General features: G+C 71.3%; 15 protein-coding genes and 3 tRNA genes. 8 read left to right on the forward strand and 10 right to left on the reverse strand.

The features are described 5' to 3' along the window. The first annotated feature begins 335 nt into the window (after positions 1–335). Positions 336–1,793: a N,N-dimethylformamidase beta subunit family domain-containing protein gene (locus K377_RS34370; RefSeq protein ID WP_111667622.1), complete on the forward strand. Its 1,458-nt coding sequence runs from the start codon at positions 336–338 to the stop codon at positions 1,791–1,793. A 90-nt stretch (positions 1,794–1,883) separates the two neighbouring features. Next, complete coding sequence (locus tag K377_RS34375) at positions 1,884–2,789, forward strand: phosphoribosylaminoimidazolesuccinocarboxamide synthase (RefSeq protein WP_111667544.1); 906 nt, start codon at positions 1,884–1,886, stop codon at positions 2,787–2,789. 50 nt (positions 2,790–2,839) lie between these two features. Here the strand turns inward: K377_RS34375 and K377_RS34380 are convergent. From K377_RS34380 to K377_RS34415, 8 genes are all read right to left on the reverse strand, one after another. Then, positions 2,840–2,915, reverse strand: a tRNA-Gly gene (locus K377_RS34380). A gap of 46 nt (positions 2,916–2,961) precedes the next feature. Further along, complete coding sequence (locus K377_RS34385) at positions 2,962–3,570, reverse strand: response regulator transcription factor (protein WP_111667545.1); 609 nt, start codon at positions 3,568–3,570, stop codon at positions 2,962–2,964. After that, entirely contained in the window at positions 3,567–4,814 is a 1,248-nt protein-coding gene (locus K377_RS34390; protein ID WP_258395240.1) for a sensor histidine kinase, read from the reverse strand. The genes K377_RS34385 and K377_RS34390 overlap by 4 nt, the downstream gene beginning before the upstream one ends. A gap of 17 nt (positions 4,815–4,831) precedes the next feature. After that, a complete protein-coding gene (locus K377_RS34395) occupies positions 4,832–5,611 on the reverse strand; it encodes an ABC transporter permease (RefSeq protein ID WP_111667546.1) in 780 nt (259 codons plus the stop codon). Next, on the reverse strand, positions 5,608–6,594 hold the full coding sequence (locus K377_RS34400; RefSeq protein ID WP_111667547.1) for an ABC transporter ATP-binding protein: 987 nt from the start codon (positions 6,592–6,594) through the stop codon (positions 5,608–5,610). Before K377_RS34400 ends, K377_RS34395 begins: the two co-directional genes overlap by 4 nt. 140 nt (positions 6,595–6,734) lie before the next feature. Beyond that, positions 6,735–6,810: transfer RNA gene (locus K377_RS34405), tRNA-Gly, on the reverse strand. Between the two features lie 79 nt (positions 6,811–6,889). After that, a tRNA-Gly gene (locus tag K377_RS34410) sits at positions 6,890–6,961 on the reverse strand. A gap of 148 nt (positions 6,962–7,109) precedes the next feature. Then, on the reverse strand, positions 7,110–7,457 hold the full coding sequence (locus K377_RS34415) for an Lsr2 family protein (RefSeq protein ID WP_111667548.1): 348 nt from the start codon (positions 7,455–7,457) through the stop codon (positions 7,110–7,112). A gap of 315 nt (positions 7,458–7,772) precedes the next feature. Between K377_RS34415 and purS the strand changes: the two genes are divergently transcribed. From purS to purL, 3 genes are read left to right on the forward strand one after another with little or no spacing between them, the layout of a single operon-like run. After that, on the forward strand, positions 7,773–8,039 hold the full coding sequence (gene purS / locus K377_RS34420; protein WP_018529550.1) for a phosphoribosylformylglycinamidine synthase subunit PurS: 267 nt from the start codon (positions 7,773–7,775) through the stop codon (positions 8,037–8,039). Beyond that, positions 8,036–8,719, forward strand: coding sequence for a phosphoribosylformylglycinamidine synthase subunit PurQ (purQ, locus tag K377_RS34425; protein WP_111667549.1), 684 nt, complete (start codon positions 8,036–8,038; stop codon positions 8,717–8,719). The genes purS and purQ overlap by 4 nt, the downstream gene beginning before the upstream one ends. Further along, positions 8,716–10,977 carry a phosphoribosylformylglycinamidine synthase subunit PurL gene (gene purL / locus K377_RS34430; protein WP_111667550.1) on the forward strand — a complete coding sequence of 754 codons (2,262 nt, stop codon included), beginning with the start codon at positions 8,716–8,718 and terminating at the stop codon, positions 10,975–10,977. Before purQ ends, purL begins: the two co-directional genes overlap by 4 nt. A 73-nt stretch (positions 10,978–11,050) precedes the next feature. Here purL and K377_RS34435 read toward each other — a convergent pair whose 3' ends face one another. Then, positions 11,051–12,511, reverse strand: a complete 1,461-nt coding sequence (locus tag K377_RS34435; protein ID WP_111667551.1) for an MFS transporter — start codon at positions 12,509–12,511, stop codon at positions 11,051–11,053. A 120-nt stretch (positions 12,512–12,631) separates the two neighbouring features. Here K377_RS34435 and K377_RS34440 point away from each other — a divergent pair, with 120 nt between their 5' ends. From K377_RS34440 to K377_RS34450, 3 genes are read left to right on the forward strand one after another with little or no spacing between them, the layout of a single operon-like run. Further along, entirely contained in the window at positions 12,632–13,288 is a 657-nt protein-coding gene (locus tag K377_RS34440) for a TetR/AcrR family transcriptional regulator (protein ID WP_111667552.1), read from the forward strand. 10 nt (positions 13,289–13,298) lie between these two features. Continuing rightward, a complete protein-coding gene (locus K377_RS34445; RefSeq protein ID WP_111667553.1) occupies positions 13,299–14,105 on the forward strand; it encodes a maleylpyruvate isomerase family mycothiol-dependent enzyme in 807 nt (268 codons plus the stop codon). 49 nt (positions 14,106–14,154) lie between these two features. After that, on the forward strand, positions 14,155–14,979 hold the full coding sequence (locus tag K377_RS34450) for an META domain-containing protein (protein ID WP_111667554.1): 825 nt from the start codon (positions 14,155–14,157) through the stop codon (positions 14,977–14,979). 20 nt (positions 14,980–14,999) lie between these two features. On the opposite strand, the gene K377_RS34455 is transcribed toward K377_RS34450, so the two are convergent. After that, the gene (locus K377_RS34455; protein WP_111667555.1) at positions 15,000–16,394 is read right to left on the reverse strand and encodes a sulfatase; all 1,395 of its coding nucleotides are present in this window, start codon (positions 16,392–16,394) and stop codon (positions 15,000–15,002) included. Positions 16,395–16,486: the final 92 nt, after the last annotated feature.

Genomic DNA, 16,486 nt, shown 5'->3' on the forward strand with positions numbered 1-16,486 from the left:
CCGGATGCGTGCCGAAGCGCGCCCCGGAGGGAATCGTTCCTGTCCCGTCAATTCACGACGAACGGTGACGGACCGCGTGCGTAATGTGATGTGCTGGGACCGGTCGCGGACACAACAGGCGGACGTGCCGTACGGCCCTGGAGAAGGACGCGACGAGCGGGCGTGCCAGAGCGGCGCGCCGGGCGGACCCGACATCCGCGCTCGGCTCGGGGGAGCGAGGGAGGGGAACACATATGGCGCTGGGTCCGGACAGGGCGGAGCACCCCGAGGAGCAGGCCGGACGGGACGCCGCACCGCCCCCGCGCCCCCGCACCCGCCGCTGGGAGTCCGGCGCGATGGCGCACGCCGTCAGCGACCCCTTCGGCCAGGGCCCGCTGCCCTGGCTGCGCGGCAGTGAGCACTACTTCGACGACACGGGCCAGGTCGTCCCCTGGTACGTCGATCTGGGCCACGCGGCGCAGCCCGGCTCCACGAACACCGCGGCCATCCCCAGCCCCCGTACCGGCGGCCCCCGTACCGCGGACGACGTGCACCGCCAGATCAAGGGCTTCACCTCCACCGGCGCGGCCGCGCCCGGCGAGGCGATCGACTTCCACATCACGGTCGACCCGCCCCAGCAGTTCAGCGTGGACATCTACCGGATCGGGCACTACGGCGGCGACGGCGCCGCCAAGATCACCACGAGCCCCCGGCTCTCCGGCATCGTCCAGCCCGCGCCGCTGTCGGTGGACCGCACGGTCTCCTGCCACCACTGGTGGCAGTCCTGGCGGCTGCAGATCCCGTCGTTCTGGAACGTCGGGGCGTACGTGGCGGTCCTGACCACCGTCGACGGCCACCGCTCGCACGTCCCGTTCACGGTGCGGGACACCCGCCCCGCGGATCTGCTCCTGCTGCTGCCGGACATCACCTGGCAGGCGTACAACCTGTACCCGGAGGACGGCCACACCGGCGCCAGCCTCTACCACGCGTGGGACGAGGAGGGCCGGCTGCTCGGCGAGAGCGAGGCCGCGATCACGGTCTCCTTCGACCGCCCGTACGCGGGCGCGGGTCTGCCGCTGCACGTCGGCCACGCCTACGACTTCATCCGCTGGGCGGAGCGCTACGGCTACGACCTGGCGTACGCGGACGCCCGCGACCTGCACGCGGGCCGGGTCGACCCGACGCGCTACCGCGGCCTGGTCTTCCCCGGCCACGACGAGTACTGGTCGGCGAACATGCGGCGTACGACCGAGCTGGCCCGCGAGCACGGCACGTCCCTGGTCTTCCTGTCGGCCAACACCATGTACTGGCAGGTGGAGTTGGGCCCGTCCGCCTCCGGTGTCCCGGACCGCCTGCTGACCTGCCGCAAGCGCCGCGGCCCCGGCAAGCCGACGCTGTGGCGGGAGATCGATCGGCCCGAGCAGCAGCTCATGGGCATCCAGTACGCGGGCCGGGTCCCCGAGCCGCACCCGCTGGTCGTGCGGAACGCGGACCACTGGCTGTGGGAGGCGACGGGCGCGCACGAGGGCGACGAGATCGACGGCCTGGTGGCCGGTGAGGCGGATCGGTACTTCCCGCGCACCGCCCTGCCCGACCACGAGGACCGCATCCTGCTCGCGCACTCCCCCTACCGGGACGGCGACAAGGTCCGCCGCCACCAGGAGACCTCGCTGTACCGGGCACCGTCCGGCGCGCTGGTCTTCGCGTCCGGGACGTTCGCCTGGTCCCCGGCGCTCGACCGCCCCGGGCACGTCGACCCCCGTATCCAGCGGGCGACGGCCAACCTTCTGGACCGCATCTGCAAACGGGACTGAGAACCGACCCCCGACCGGGACCCCTGGCCAGGGCCCACCCCCTCGTACGGGAGAATCAGAGGTACTCGTACAGAACCACGGGGAGGAACCGTGTCCGGATTCGTCGAAAAGCCCGAGCCGCTTCAGGTGCCGGGCCTGGTGCATCTCCACACCGGCAAGGTGCGGGACCTGTACCGCAACGAGGCGGGCGACCTCGTGATGGTCGCCACCGACCGCATCTCCGCCTACGACTGGGTGCTGCCCAGCCCCATCCCGGACAAGGGCAAGGTGCTCACCCAGCTCTCCCTGTGGTGGTTCGACCAGCTCAAGGACCTGATCCCGAACCACGTCCTGTCCACCGAGCTGCCCGAGGGCGCCCCCGCCGACTGGGCGGGCCGCACCCTGATCTGCAAGAGCCTGGACATGGTCCCGGTCGAGGCGGTCGCCCGCGGCTACCTCACCGGCTCGGGCCTGGTCGAGTACAACGCGTCGCGCACGGTCTGCGGCCTCGCCCTCCCCAAGGGCCTGGAGGACGGCTCGGAGCTGCCCGCGCCGATCTTCACGCCCGCCACCAAGGCCGAGGTCGGCGAGCACGACGAGAACGTGAGTTACGAGGAAGTGGCCCGCCAGGTCGGCGCGGAGACCGCCACCCAGCTGCGCCAGGCGACCCTCGCCGTGTACAGCCGGGCCCGGGACATCGCGCGCGAGCGCGGGATCATCCTGGCGGACACCAAGTTCGAGTTCGGCTTCGACAAGGACGGCACGCTGATCCTCGCCGACGAGGTGCTCACCCCGGACTCGTCCCGCTTCTGGCCGGCCGACCAGTGGCAGCCGGGCCGCGCCCAGCCCAGCTACGACAAGCAGTTCGTCCGGGACTGGCTGACGTCGGACGCGTCCGGCTGGGACCGTAAGAGCGAGACCCCACCGCCGGCCCTGCCCGACGAGGTCGTCACCGCGACGCGCGCCAAGTACATCGAGGCGTATCAGTTGCTGACCGGGACGCCCTGGAGCCTGTAGCCCGGCAACGCAAGAACCCCGGTCCGAGAGGACCGGGGTTCTTGCGATTCTGGAGCGAACGACCGGGTTCGAACCGGCGACCTCAACCTTGGCAAGGTTGCGCTCTACCAACTGAGCTACGTTCGCAAAGCGCCGCTTTCGCGGTGCTCCGTGCGCCGAAGCGCGACGCCAACTATACCCAACCCCGCTCGCGCGCGAGACGCACGGCCGCGTGCCGGTTCTCCACCCCGAGCTTCGAGACGGCCGACGACAGATAGTTGCGGACCGTGCCCTGGGACAGGGCGGCCCGCTCGGCGATCTCCGCGACCGGGGCCCCGTCCGCCGCGAACTCCAGCACCTCGGCCTCCCGCGCGGTCAGCGGGGAGTCGCCGGAGGCGATCGCGTCGGCGGCCAACTCCGGGTCCACATAGCGGTTTCCGGCGTGCACGGTCCGGATGATCTCGGCGAGCCGCTGGGCGCTCACCGTCTTCGGCACGAAGCCGCGCACCCCGGCCGCGAGCGCCCGCTTGAGGTGCCCGGGGCGGCCGTGACTGGTGACGATCATGGTCCGGCAGTCGGGCAGCTCGGCCCTGATCGATGTGGCCACCCTCACACCGTCCGCGCCCGGCATCTCCAGATCGAGCACGGCGACGTCCGGCCGGTGCGCCCGTGCCATGGCCAGCGCCTCGGGGCCGGTGGCGGCCTCGGCGACCACCACCAGGTCGTCCTCCAGCGCGAGGAGGGCGGCCAGCGCGCCCCGGATCAGGTGCTCGTCGTCGGCGAGCAGGACCCGTACGGTCATCGGGCCTCCTCCCGCTCCTGGCGCGCCGGGGCGTTCCCGACCCCGGGCAGCGGGACGCGCGCCCGCACCCGGAAGACCCCCTTGCGGGCCCTCCCCGCCGTCAACTCCCCGTCCAGGACGGCCAGTCGCTCCCGCAGCCCGGCGAGCCCGGAGCCCGAACCGGTCTCCGTGCCGTCGCCCGCCCCGTCGTTCTCCACGGTCAGCACCACGTCCTCCGCTCCGCTCTCGATGTCCAGCCGGCAGGTGTTCGCGTCTCCGTGCCGCAGCACATTGGTCGTCGCCTCCCGCACCACCCAGCCGAGCGCCGCCTGCACCTCGTCGGGCAGCCCGGCCGCCGACCCGGTCACCGTGCAGGTGATCCCGGCGGCGTCCAGCACTCCCTGCGCACCGGCCAGTTCGACCGTGAGGTCGGCCTCGCGATATCCCCGTACGACATCGCGCACCTCCTTCTGCGACTCCCGCGCGATGCGCTGCACCTCGACCATCTGCGCGACGGCCGCCTCGGTCCGGCCGCGCCGGGCGAGCTGGACCGCGAGCTCGCTCTTGAGGGCGACGACCGAGAGATTGCGGCCCATGACGTCGTGCAGATCGCGGCCGAAGCGCAGCCGCTCCTCGGCGACGGCGAGCAGCGCCTTGGTCTCGCGGGCCCGCTCGGACTCCCACATGACGGAGAGGTTCCAGGCGCTGCATCGGTAGGAGCCGAGTGCCAGCGCGGCACCCAGGCTGAGGACCGCGGCCTCGGCGATCAGGCTCGTCGAGACGTTCCCGAGGGCGGCGCTGACCGCGAGGACGACCGCGATGACCACGGCCGACTCCCGGATGAACCGGCGGACCGGCACCATCAGCGAGTACGCCCCGCCGAAGGGCATCGGCGCGAACAGCAGCGGCATCGCGATCAGCCCGCTCCGGTTGCTGTCGGTGGCCACGATGGCGGCGATCAGCGCGAACGCGACGACGGTGAGGGCCCCGGCGGTGAGCGTCAGGCTCCGCGGCACCGTCCCGCGCCCGAGGTACTGGTCGAGGGCGAGCCCGGTGTGCCGGCCGGCGACGAGGCACTGAGCGATGTTCACCACGACGAGCGCGATCCCGAGGCCGAAAGCGGTGGGATCGCCGCGCAGACTCCCGGCGAGGCCGCTGCCCGACCAGGCGAGCAGGAACAACCAGTTCACCGCGGCCAGTGTGAAGCGGCTCTGCCATTCCACCCGCTCGACCTTGCTGCGGTCCCGCCACCGAACCCGCGCCACCGAAGATCCTCCCGCCGTCAGCGCCGCGGTTCCCACCGGAACCGCTTCTGGACAGCAAACACGGCGATCGCGATCCAGGCCACCGCCACGGCGATCGCCTTCAGGGACTCCCCGCCGGACAGGGTGCCGCTCCAGCCGCCCCGCACCAGCGTGAGCGCCGACGTCAGCGGCAGGAACTCGCACACGGCCGCGATCCGGTCGGGCAGCATCTCCAGGGGAACGGTCGCGCCGGAGCCGATCATCGACACCAGCAGCATCGGCATCGCGGCGACCTGCGCGCTCTCCACGCTGCGGCTGAACACCGTGGTGAACGCGGCGAGCGTGACGCACAGCGGGATGCCCAACAGGACGCCGAGCAGCACCAGGTGGGGCGCGCTCGGGGCCCCCGCGTCGAGCGCCACGGCGCACACGGCAGCCACCGTGGCGCACTGGACGAGCCCGATCACCACGGACGGCACCGCGGCCCCGGCGAGGATCTCCAGGTCGCGCAGTTCGCCGGTGCGCAGCCGCTTGAGGACGAGTTCCTCGCGCCGCGAGGCGTAGACGCTCACCAGCGCGCTGTACACGGCGAAGAGCAGGGAGAACGCGATCGCCGAGGAGATCAGGACGGTGCCGAGGTTCAGCCCGGCGTCCTTCAGGTCCCCCTCGTCCATCGACCGGGAGAGGCTCAGCGGCAGCACGAGCGGTACGAACACCGCCGTGAACAGCACGCCCTTGCTGCGTCCGATGAGGGTGAACTCGGCCCGCGCGAGCGAGGCGAGCCGCCCCGCGGAGGTCGTCGTCGCCACGGTGCTCATGCCGCCATCTCCTTCTGCCGTGCCTCGCCGCTGCTGTCTTCCGTGCCGTCCTTCGCGGTCCGCGCGATCCGCAGGAACGCCTCTTCGAGGGAGGCGCCGCGGACGTCGAGCCGCCGCAGCTCGATCCCCGCGTCCCGGGCCCAGAGCAGCAGCCCGGTCGCGGCGCGCTGGAGTTCGCCGGTGCGCAGCCGGATGATCCGGCCCTCGGTCTCGTGCCCGCTGATCCCGAGCGGGGCGAGCGGCGGCAGGTCGCCGGGCAGATAGCCCTCGGGCAGTTCGAAGGAGATGTGCGAGGGCTGGGCGGCGACGACCTCGTCGACGCTCCCCTCGGCGGCGATCCGCCCCTCGTGCAGGATCGCGAGCCGGTCGGCGAGGTCCTCGGCCTCTTCGAGGTAGTGCGTGGTCAGCAGCACGGTGGTGCCCTCGGCGCGCAGCCCGCGCACCAGTTCCCACGTATCCCGGCGCCCCTCGGCGTCGAGGCCGGTGGTGGGTTCGTCGAGGAACAGCACCTCGGGGCGGCCGAGCAGGGCGAGGGCCAGGTCGAGCCGCCGCTTCTCACCGCCGGACAGCTGCTTGACCCGGACCGCGCCGCGCCGCCCGCCGAGCCCGACCATCTCCAGGGCCTCCCCGACGGGCCGCGCCCCACTGGTGCACCCGGCCCACATGCGGACCGTCTCGGTGACGCTCAGCTCGGAGGGGAAGCCGCCCTCCTGGAGCATCACGCCGATCCGCGGCCGCACCAGGTCGCGTTCGGTGTGCGGGTCGTGGCCGAGGATCCGTACCTGTCCGCCGGCCGGGGCGGCGAGCCCTTCGAGGAGCTCGACGGTGGAGGTCTTGCCCGCGCCGTTGGTGCCGAGGAGGGCGAAGAGTTCGCCGCGGCCCACGGAGAAGCTCACTCCGCGCACCGCCTCGAAGGACCCCCGCTTGTCCCCGTACACGCGGCGCAGATCAGTGACGTCGATCACGCGCTCGTTGTTGGTCATGCTTCAAGCCTTCCGCCGGCCGGGGCCGGGCGGCAGTGCGCGCTGTCATCGGCGTCCATGACAAATGTCAGACGCCGGCGGACGGCCGGTGCAGGAAACGCCGAAGGCCCGGATCCCTGGGGGATCCGGGCCTTCGGAACTGGAGCGAACGACGAGGTTCGAACTCGCGACCTCAACCTTGGCAAGGTTGCGCTCTACCAACTGAGCTACGTTCGCATTGCCTCCGACCAGCTTTCACCGATCGGCGCGAGCACCAGCCTACCGCACCCCGGAGGGCGGTCGGTACGCGATGCGGAGCGGGTGACAGGAATTGCACACTGCGCCTTCCCCCTGGAAGGGGGATGTTCTACTACTGAACTACACCCGCATGTACTCCTTGGGGTTCCGGCCCTGCGGCCTTGCCCCTCGGCGTGCTCCAGACTCTAGCCGACCGCCGGGGGTGCAGCGCAAGTCGGTTGCCGCCGGGGGCATCTGACGGGGTGGCCGGACGGGCCGGCCCGGCCCCGCGCGCGGCCTCAGTTGGCCTTCGCGAACTCCTCGTAGATCCGCTTGGGGATCCGGCCGCGCGGCGGCACGTCCAGCTGGTTCGAGCGGGCCCAGGCGCGCACGGCGGCCGGGTCCGGGTTCACGGCCGTGTGCTTGAACACCTTCGCCGCCCTGTCCGTCCTGTCGGCCTTGGCGGCCTTGCCGTTCCGCTTGCGGCCGGCCTGGAGGTACGGGGCCAGCGCCTTGCGGAGCTGTTTCGCATTGGCGGGATTCAGGTCGATCTCGTACGACTTGCCGTCGAGACCGAAGGCGACCGTTTCCGCCGCTTCTGAGCCGTCGATGTCGTCAAAGAGAGTGACCACGACACGCTGCGCCACGAATATCGGTCCCTTCGTCCGGCACCCCGCTTTGACGTGCGGTGATGTCGACTGTTCCGGTCTGTTTCCGGTTTCTGCCCATTCCTTTTTACCTTGTCCGGCATTGCGGAGGGAAGACCATTTAAAAACCTCCGCGTGTCTGTGGTTGCAGATATGCCGGTGTCTTTCGTTGTCTTTCCCTTAATTTTCCGTGCGGATCTCATGTCGTTGCCGTAACGTGATGCGGCTCTCGTAGATTCCTACTGTCTACGCGAGTAGAAGATTTGGGCGGGTACTCTGAACGGACCTGCTCAGCACCACACACCGGGAGTGCCAGTGGCACGCGTCGTAGTCGACGTCATGCTCAAGCCGGAGATCCTCGACCCCCAGGGCCAGGCGGTGCAGCGTGCACTGCCGCGCCTCGGTTTCGACGGCATCTCCGACGTCCGCCAGGGAAAGCGTTTCGAGCTCGAAGTGGACGGGCCGGTGGACGACGCCGCGCTCGCCCGTATCCACGAGCTGGCGGAAACCTTCCTCGCCAACACCGTGATCGAGAACTTCACCGTCAAGGTCGAGGAGCTTGTCGCGGGAGCCGAAAAGTGACCGCTCGTATTGGCGTCGTCACCTTTCCCGGCTCGCTCGACGACAGGGACACCCAGCGCGCGATCCGCCTCGCGGGCGCGGAGCCGGTCGCTCTCTGGCACAAGGACAAGGACCTGAAGCAGGTCGACGCGGTGGTCCTGCCGGGCGGTTTCAGTTACGGCGATTACCTGCGCGCGGGCGCCATTTCGCGGTTCTCGCCGGTCATGGAGACGCTGATCGACCAGGCGAAGGCGGGCCTGCCCGTTCTCGGTATCTGCAACGGGTTCCAGGTCCTCACCGAGGCCCACCTGCTCCCCGGCGCGATGCTGGGCAACGACCACCTGCACTTCATCTGCCGCGACCAGAAGCTGCGGGTGGAGAACGCGGGTACCGCGTGGACGTCCGACTACGAGGCGGGCCAGGAGATCCATATCCCGCTGAAGAACATGGACGGCCGTTACGTCGCCGACGAGCGCACGCTCGACGAGCTGGAGGCGGAGGGCCGCGTCGTCTTCCGGTACCTGGACGTCAATCCGAACGGCTCGCTCCGCGACATCGCCGGCATCACGAACGCGGCGGGCAACGTCGTGGGTCTGATGCCGCACCCGGAGCACGCCGTGGAACCGCTGATCGGGTCCGGCCGCACCGACGGCCTCCCCTTCTTCACCTCGATCCTCAAGAAGCTGGTCGCCGCCTCATGAGCCTCGACACCGTAGAGAACGCGAGCAAGACCCCCGACGTCGAGCTCCCCTGGGCCGAACTCGGCCTGAAGAAGGACGAGTACGAGCGCGTCGTGGAGATCCTCGGCCGCCGCCCGACCGGCGCCGAGCTCGCCATGTACTCGGTCATGTGGTCCGAGCACTGCTCGTACAAGTCGTCCAAGGTGCACCTGCGCCAGTTCGGCGAGAAGGCCCCGCAGTCCGACGCGATGCTGGTCGGCATCGGGGAGAACGCCGGTGTCGTGGACGTCGGCCAGGGCTACGCGGTCACCTTCAAGGTCGAGTCGCACAACCACCCGTCGTACGTCGAGCCCTACCAGGGCGCGGCCACCGGCGTCGGCGGCATCGTGCGCGACATCATCGCGATGGGCGCCCGCCCGGTCGCGGTCGTGGACCCGCTGCGCTTCGGCGCGGCCGACCACCCCGACACCAAGCGCGTGCTCCCGGGCGTCGTCGCCGGCATCGGCGGCTACGGCAACTGCCTGGGCCTGCCGAACATCGGCGGCGAGGTCGTCTTCGACTCCTGCTACCAGGGCAACCCGCTGGTCAACGCCGGTGCGATCGGCGTCATGCGGCACGAGGACATCCACCTCGCGAAGGCGTCCGGCGCGGGCAACAAGGTCATCATGTACGGCGCCCGCACGGGCGGCGACGGCATCGGCGGCGCCTCCATCCTGGCCTCCGAGACCTTCGACGACGCCAAGCCGTCGAAGCGTCCCGCCGTGCAGGTCGGTGACCCCTTCCAGGAGAAGCTGCTCATCGAGTGCACCCTGGAGGCGTTCGCCGAGAAGCTCGTCGTCGGCATCCAGGACCTCGGCGCGGCCGGCATCTCCTGCGCGACCTCCGAGCTGGCGTCGAACGGCTCGGGCGGTATGCGCGTCGAGCTGGACGACGTACCGCTGCGCGACTCGACACTCTCCCCCGAGGAGATCCTGATGTCGGAGTCGCAGGAGCGCATGTGCGCCGTGGTCGAGCCCTCGAAGGTCGACCGCTTCCTGGAGATCTGCGAGAAGTGGGACGTCATCGCCACCGTCATCGGCGAGGTGACCGACGGCGACCGGCTGGAGATCTTCTGGCACGGCGAGAAGATCGTCGACGTCGACCCGCGCACGGTCGCGCACGACGGCCCGGTCTACGAGCGCCCGTACGCCCGCCCCGAGTGGCAGGACGCGCTCCAGGCGGACGACGCGAACAAGCTGCCTCGGCCCGCTTCGGCCGACGAGCTGAAGGCGCAGGTTCTCGCGCTGGTCTCGTCGCCGAACCAGGCGTCGAAGAAGTGGATCACCCAGCAGTACGACCACTTCGTGCAGGGCAACACCGTCCTCGCGCAGCCCGAGGACTCGGGCATGATCCGCATCGACGAGGAGTCCGGCCTCGGCGTCGCCATCGCGACGGACGGCAACGGCCGGTTCGCGAAGCTCGACCCGTACACGGGCGCGCAGCTCGCGCTCGCGGAGGCGTACCGCAACGTCGCCACGACCGGCGCCAAGCCGCTCGCGGTCTCGGACTGCCTGAACTTCGGTTCGCCCGAGGACCCGGCCGTCATGTGGCAGTTCGCCGAGGCCATCCGCGGTCTCGCCGACGGCTGCCTCCAGCTCGGCACCCCGGTCACCGGCGGCAACGTGTCGCTGTACAACCAGACGGGCGAGGCGGCGATCCACCCGACGCCGGTCGTCGCGGTCCTGGGCGTCATCGACGACGTGGCCCGGCGCACCCCGGTCGCCTTCCAGGAAGAGGGCCAGCTCCTCTACCTGCTCGGTGACACCCGTGAGGAGTTCGGCGGTTCGGCCTGGTCGCAGGTGGTCCACGACCACCTCGGCGGGCTGCCCCCGAAGGTCGACCTGGAGCGCGAGCGCCTGCTCGGCGAGATCCTGATCTCCGCCTCGCGCGACGGCATGATCGACGCCGCGCACGACCTGTCCGACGGCGGTCTGATCCAGGCCGTGATCGAGTCGGCGCTGCTCGGCGGGAAGGGCGCGCGCCTGGTCGTCCCGGACGGCCTGGACGCGTTCACGTTCCTCTTCTCGGAGTCGGCGGGCCGCGCGGTCGTGTCGATCCCGCGCAGCGAGGAGCTCCGCTTCAACGACATGTGCGGCGCCCGCGGCCTGCCCGTCACCCGCATCGGTGTCGTGGACGGTTCCGGCGACGCCGCCGCGGTGGACGTCCAGGGCGAGTTCGCCCTGTCGCTCGCCGAACTCCGCGTGGCCCACGAGGAAACGCTGCCGGGCATCTTCGCCTGACGGCCGTACGTACGTGAAGGCCCCGCCCGGGATGCTCCGGGCGGGGCCTTTCGCTGTCCGGAGCGCTGTCGGTCTACGCGGCCCGGGCCAGGGCCGGCGCGTCGGCGCCGCGCCGCGCGGGAAGCCGGGTCGCCAGGAGGGTGGCGAGCAGCATCAGGGCCGCCCCGCACCAGAACACGGTGTCCGTGGCGTGCACGAAGTCCGTTACCGCGGAGGCGCGTTGGACGGGATCGAGGGTGGGGATCGCGTTCACGTCGCCGGTGAACAGGCGGAACAGGACGGTGCCGAAGAGGGCCGCGCCCAGGGCGTTGCCGAGGGTCTGGAAGAAGCGGATGCTCGTCGTCGCCACTCCGAGCAGCGGGCGCGGCGCCGCGTCCTGCACCAGTTGGATGAGTTGCCCGATCAGCTGGCCGAACCCGGCGCCCGCCAGCAGGAGTTCGGCGCGGATCAGCCACAGTGAGGTGTCGGGGCGCAGGGTCGTCGCGAGGAGCACGAAGACCGCCGTCATGGTCAGCGTGCCGGAGAGGGTGAAGGTCCGGGCCGAGGCGCGCAGCCGGCCCACCAGCAGTCCGACGGCCGTCATGCCGACCGCCATCGGCAGCAGGAACAGCCCGGCGGACGAGCTGCTGAGGCCGCGCACCACCTGGAGATAGACGAGGACGTAGTAGATCGCGCACATCATCGCGGCGCCGGTGATGCCCTGGACGGCGAATCCCCAGCGCAGTTCGGGGATGCGGAACAGGGAGAGGGGGAGGACGGGTTCGGCGGCGCGGGTCTGCCGCCACAGGAAGAGGGCGAGCGCCGCCACCGCCGCGCAGAGCAGGCCGACGGTCTCCGGGGACGACCAGGCGTACTTCTTGCCGCCCCAGTCCGTGGCCAGCAGCAGCGCCGTGGAGAAGGCGGCGGCCAGGCCCGCGCCCGCCCAGTCGAGCGGGCGCCGCACCGGCTCGTCGGGCAGCTTCAGGACGACCGCGCCGACGGCGAGGACGGCGAGGCCGAGCGGCAGGTTCACGTAGAAGATCCAGCGCCAGCTCGCGTGGTCGGTGAGGAAGCCGCCCAGCCAGGGGCCGAGCGCCATGCCGCCGCCCGCGACGATGCCGCCGATCCCGCCGGACCGCCCGCCGCCTCCGTCCCCGTCCTCGGCGTCCGGGTCCTTGAGGTGGGCGACGACGACCATGGTGATGCTCATCAGGCCGCCGCCGCCCAGGCCCTGCACGGCGCGGGCCGCGATCAGCCAGTCCATCGACTGCGCGGCCCCGCACAGCGCGGAACCGAGCAGGAACGTGGCGACGGCCCCCAGGAAGACGCGCTGGGCGCCGAGGGTGTCGCAGAGCTTGCCGTACAGCGGCAGCATCGCGGCCGACGCGAGGGCGAACGCGCTGATCAGCCAGGGGAACCGGTCGATCCCGTGCACCGGGTCCAGGTCGCGGACGATCGGCACCGTGGCCGCCGAGACGATCTGCAGATCGAGGACGGCGAGCACGATCGTGACCAGGCAGACCAGGACACCGATCCTGCGCCGGGCCGCGCTCATGGGGGCCGTGCTCACTTGAGTCGTGCTCACAGGAGAAGGCATGCGGCACACCCTGCCCGAGAAAATGTACTCGGTCAATATTTCATCCGGGCTTAAATTTCATCTTGGTACAGTGCGGGCATGGCTGACGACGGTGACGGGCACGGCGGACTCGGACTGCGCGAGCGCAAGAAGCGGCAGACGGCGATCAAGGTGTGGCGCACGGCCGCCGACCTGTTCCTGGAGCACGGCTACGACGAGGTCTCCGTCGCGCAGATCGCCGAGGCCGCGGACGTCTCCAAGATGACGGTCTTCAACTACTTCAAGACCAAGGAAGACCTCCTCATGGGCCCCATGGAGGAGCACGTCGAGGACCTGGCGCGGGCCATCGGCGAGCGCTCGCCCGGCAGTTCGGCGGTCGACGCCGCCCGCGCGATGGTGCTGCGCAAGATCGCCGACCGGGACCCGTCGGTCGGCCTGAGCGAACAGGGCAACGAGCTGGCGCTGATCCAGCTGATCCACCGCACTCCGGCGCTCGCCCGCCGCGCCCTCCTCTGGGCGGTGCGGGGCGAGCGGGCCGCCGCCGAGGCGCTCACCGCGGAGACCGGCGACAGCCTGCTCTCCGCCGTCGCCGCGGCCCAGCTGTCCGGTGTGGTCAGCGCGTTGATCAGCGACAACCACCGGCGGATCCTCGCGGGCGAGTCCCCGGGAGAGGTCGCGGCGGACGCCGCCGAGCGTGCCGAGCGCGCCTTCGCGCTGGTCGACAACGGCCTGAGCGGCTTCGCGGTGCGGGCGTAGGGTCACGGGCATGGCCCCGCCCAGGACACCCAAGAAGCGTGCGCGTTCCTACGATGCCGAGAAGCTCAGGACCGCGGTCCTGGCCCAGTTCGCCGCCGTGCGCGAGGCCGTCGAAGCGCTGACGCCCGAGCAGCTCGCGGCGCCCACCCGGCTCGGCGACTGGACGGTGCGGGAGCTCGCCGCGCACGTGACCATGGCCGTCGGCATGCTGCCGCGCGGCCTCGCCGAGCCCGCCCCGGCCCGGGCCGATCTGGCGCTGCTCGACTATCCGTCCCTGACCGCGCCCGCCGCCCCCGCCATCGCCACCGGCGTCCGGGAGCTGGCGGACAGCGCGCCGCTGAGCGAGCTGTACGCGCGGGTCGCCGCCGGGCTCGACACGTATCTGCCGCCGGGCGTCGACGGCGCCCGGCCCGTGGCGCACCGGGTCGGCACGATGACCCTGACCGACGTCCTCGTCACCCGCGCCGTCGAACTCGCCGTCCACACCGACGACCTGAACGACGCGCTGCCCGCGCTCGGACTCCCCGTCGAGCGGCAGTTGCTGGCCGCGGCGACGAGGTTCCTCGCCGACGCGCTCGCCGCGAAGGCGCCCGGCGGCTCCACCGAGGTCCGGATCCCGCCGTTCGCGGTCGTCCAGTGCGTCGAGGGCCCCCGGCACACCCGCGGCACCCCGCCGAACGTGGTGGAGACCGATCCGCTCACCTGGATCCGCCTGGCCACGGGACGTACGGCGTGGAAGACCGCGCTCGACGACGCGCTCGTCAGCGCCAGTGGCGAGCGGGCGGATCTGGCGGCCCTGCTGCCGATCATGGCCTGATCCGGCGGCCGGACGGAACCGATCGGCGGGCCGGTCCCGTCGAATCGGCATGTTCACGCAACGCAAGCCCCGCGCCCCCCGCCTCCTGCTCCTCGCGGCCCTGCCCGTGGCCGGCCTCGCCATGGTCACGGCCTGCGGGGACGAGAAGGCCCCCGGCTCGGTGAAGGTCGGCGGCGCCCCGGTCACCGGTGTCCACTGGACCGTGCGGAGCATGACGGTGGACGGGACGACGACCGAGGCGCCGCGCGGCACGTACCTGGAGTTCGTCTCGGACCAGCGGGTCCGCGGCAACTACGGCTGCAACCGCTTCGACGCCCGGGCCACCGTCACCGACGCCAGTGTCGCCCTGGGCAGGTCCGCCACCACGAAGATGTACTGCGAGGACAAGAAGCAGCGCGCCTTCGAGAAGAAGCTCGCCCACGCCCTCGCCGCCGAGAACACGGTGAAGACGGCCGGCGACGACAGCCGGCTGACCCTGACCGGCCCGGACGGCGCCACGATCTCCCTGGTCAAGCAGCGCGACGCCGCGCTCGTCGGCACCAAGTGGACCGTCACGGGTCTCGGCGCGGACGACAACACCGAGTCGCTGCCGAAGTCCGCCGAGGGCCGGGCCCGCCTCGTCTTCGCCGAGAACGGCACGGTCAGCGCCCGCCTCGGCTGCAACAGCGGCGACGCCAAGGCCACCGTCGAGGACGGCCACATCACCTTCGGCCCGCTGACCTCCACCAAGATGGGGTGCGTCGGCGAGGCGTCCGACGTGGAGCAGACGATGCGGACCGTCCTCAAGGGCAGGACGAGTTACGACATCCAGGGCGACACCCTGGTCGTGAAGGCGGCCGACGGCACCGCGATCACCCTGACCGCCGGCGCCTGACACCGGCGGCCGGCGGGGCCTCAGGACGGGTACGGCAGCAGCGTCCTGTCCGTCTTCTCCCACACCGCCTTCAGCTCGGCCAGCAGCGCGGGCTCGTCGGCGGCCCGGTCGGCCTGCTCGCGCCGGTCGGCGGAGAGGTCGAACAGCTGGTCCGTGCCGCTCTTGCCCCGGTAGTACTTCCAGTCGCCCCGGCGCACGGCCCGCTCCCCGCGCACCCGCCAGAACAGATCGCGCTCCTTCAGCTCCGCGCCGCGCAGCAGATACCCGGCGAGGCTGGTGCCGTCGAGCGGGTGGGCCGGGTCGGGGCGGGCGCCGCCGATCTCCAGCAGGGTCGCCGTCCAGTCCGGGGTGAAGACCGGCTCGTGGCTGACCTGCCCGCCGTCGATCCTGGCGGGCCAGCGCAGAATCGTCGGCACGCGGATGCCGCCCTCCTGGAGGGACGACTTGTTGCCGGAGAGCGGCCAGTTGTACGAGAAGCGCTCACCGCCGTTGTCGGAGGCGAAGAAGACGAGGGTGTCCTTCTCCCGGCCCGACTCCCGCAGGGCGGTGAGCACCTTGCCGATCGACCGGTCCAGGTCCTCGACCATCTCCGTGTACTTCTCCACGGACCCGCCGTCGGTGTGGAAGAGCGCCCGACCGTCCCCCGCCTTGATCCTCCGTACGACCTCGGCGCTCTCCTCCTCGTCCCCGTCGGCGATCCACGGCCAGTGCGGGGTGGTGAAGTTCAGGTTGAGCAGCCACGGCTGGTCCCCGTGGTCCCGGCGCACGTACTCGCTCGCCCGTTCGGTCAGGATTCGCGTGTAGTACCGCAGGTCCTTGTACTCGGCGTCGCCCTCCTTCACCTCGCCCTCGAACAGGTCGTACTCGCCGCCGAGCCCCAGCTTCGAGTAGTACTCCAGGGCCCCGCCGAAGTTGCCGAAGAACTCGTCCCAGCCCGACTTGGTCGGCGAGTAGTCCGGCAGGTAGCCGCAGTGCCACTTGCCGATCAGCGCGGTCGCGTACCCGGCGCCGCGCAGCAGCGAGGCGAGCGTGGGGTGGTTCGGGTCGAGCCCGACGGACCGGTCGGCTATCGGCTCGGCCAGCCCGCCCTTCGTACGCCCCGGATAGCGGCCCGTGTAGAGGCTGAAGCGGGTCGGCGAGCAGGTCGCCGACCCGCTGTAGGCATCGGTGAAGCGGACCCCCTGCCGGGCCAGCCGGTCCAGGTTCGGCGTCTTGATGTGGGGCGCACCGTACGAGGACAGATCGGCCCATCCCAGGTCGTCACCCAGGATGAACAGGATGTTGGGCCGCCTGGACGGGCGATGAGCGGCGGCCCGGAACGGCGTCTCACGAGGCGCGGCGGCGGCCGTGGTCCCGAGAGCGGCGACAGCGGCCCCACCCAGGGCAGCACGACGGGACAAGGCATGCGGAGGCATAGGAAGAACTCCGGGGAAGTGGCGCCCCGCCAGGGGCGCGAGGAACTGCGCGAGCAATCGGACACAACCGAAAACCCGCGAAAAGGGGAACG

Source organism: Streptomyces sp. PsTaAH-137, assembly GCF_003259365.1.
Lineage (GTDB): Bacteria > Actinomycetota > Actinomycetes > Streptomycetales > Streptomycetaceae > Streptomyces.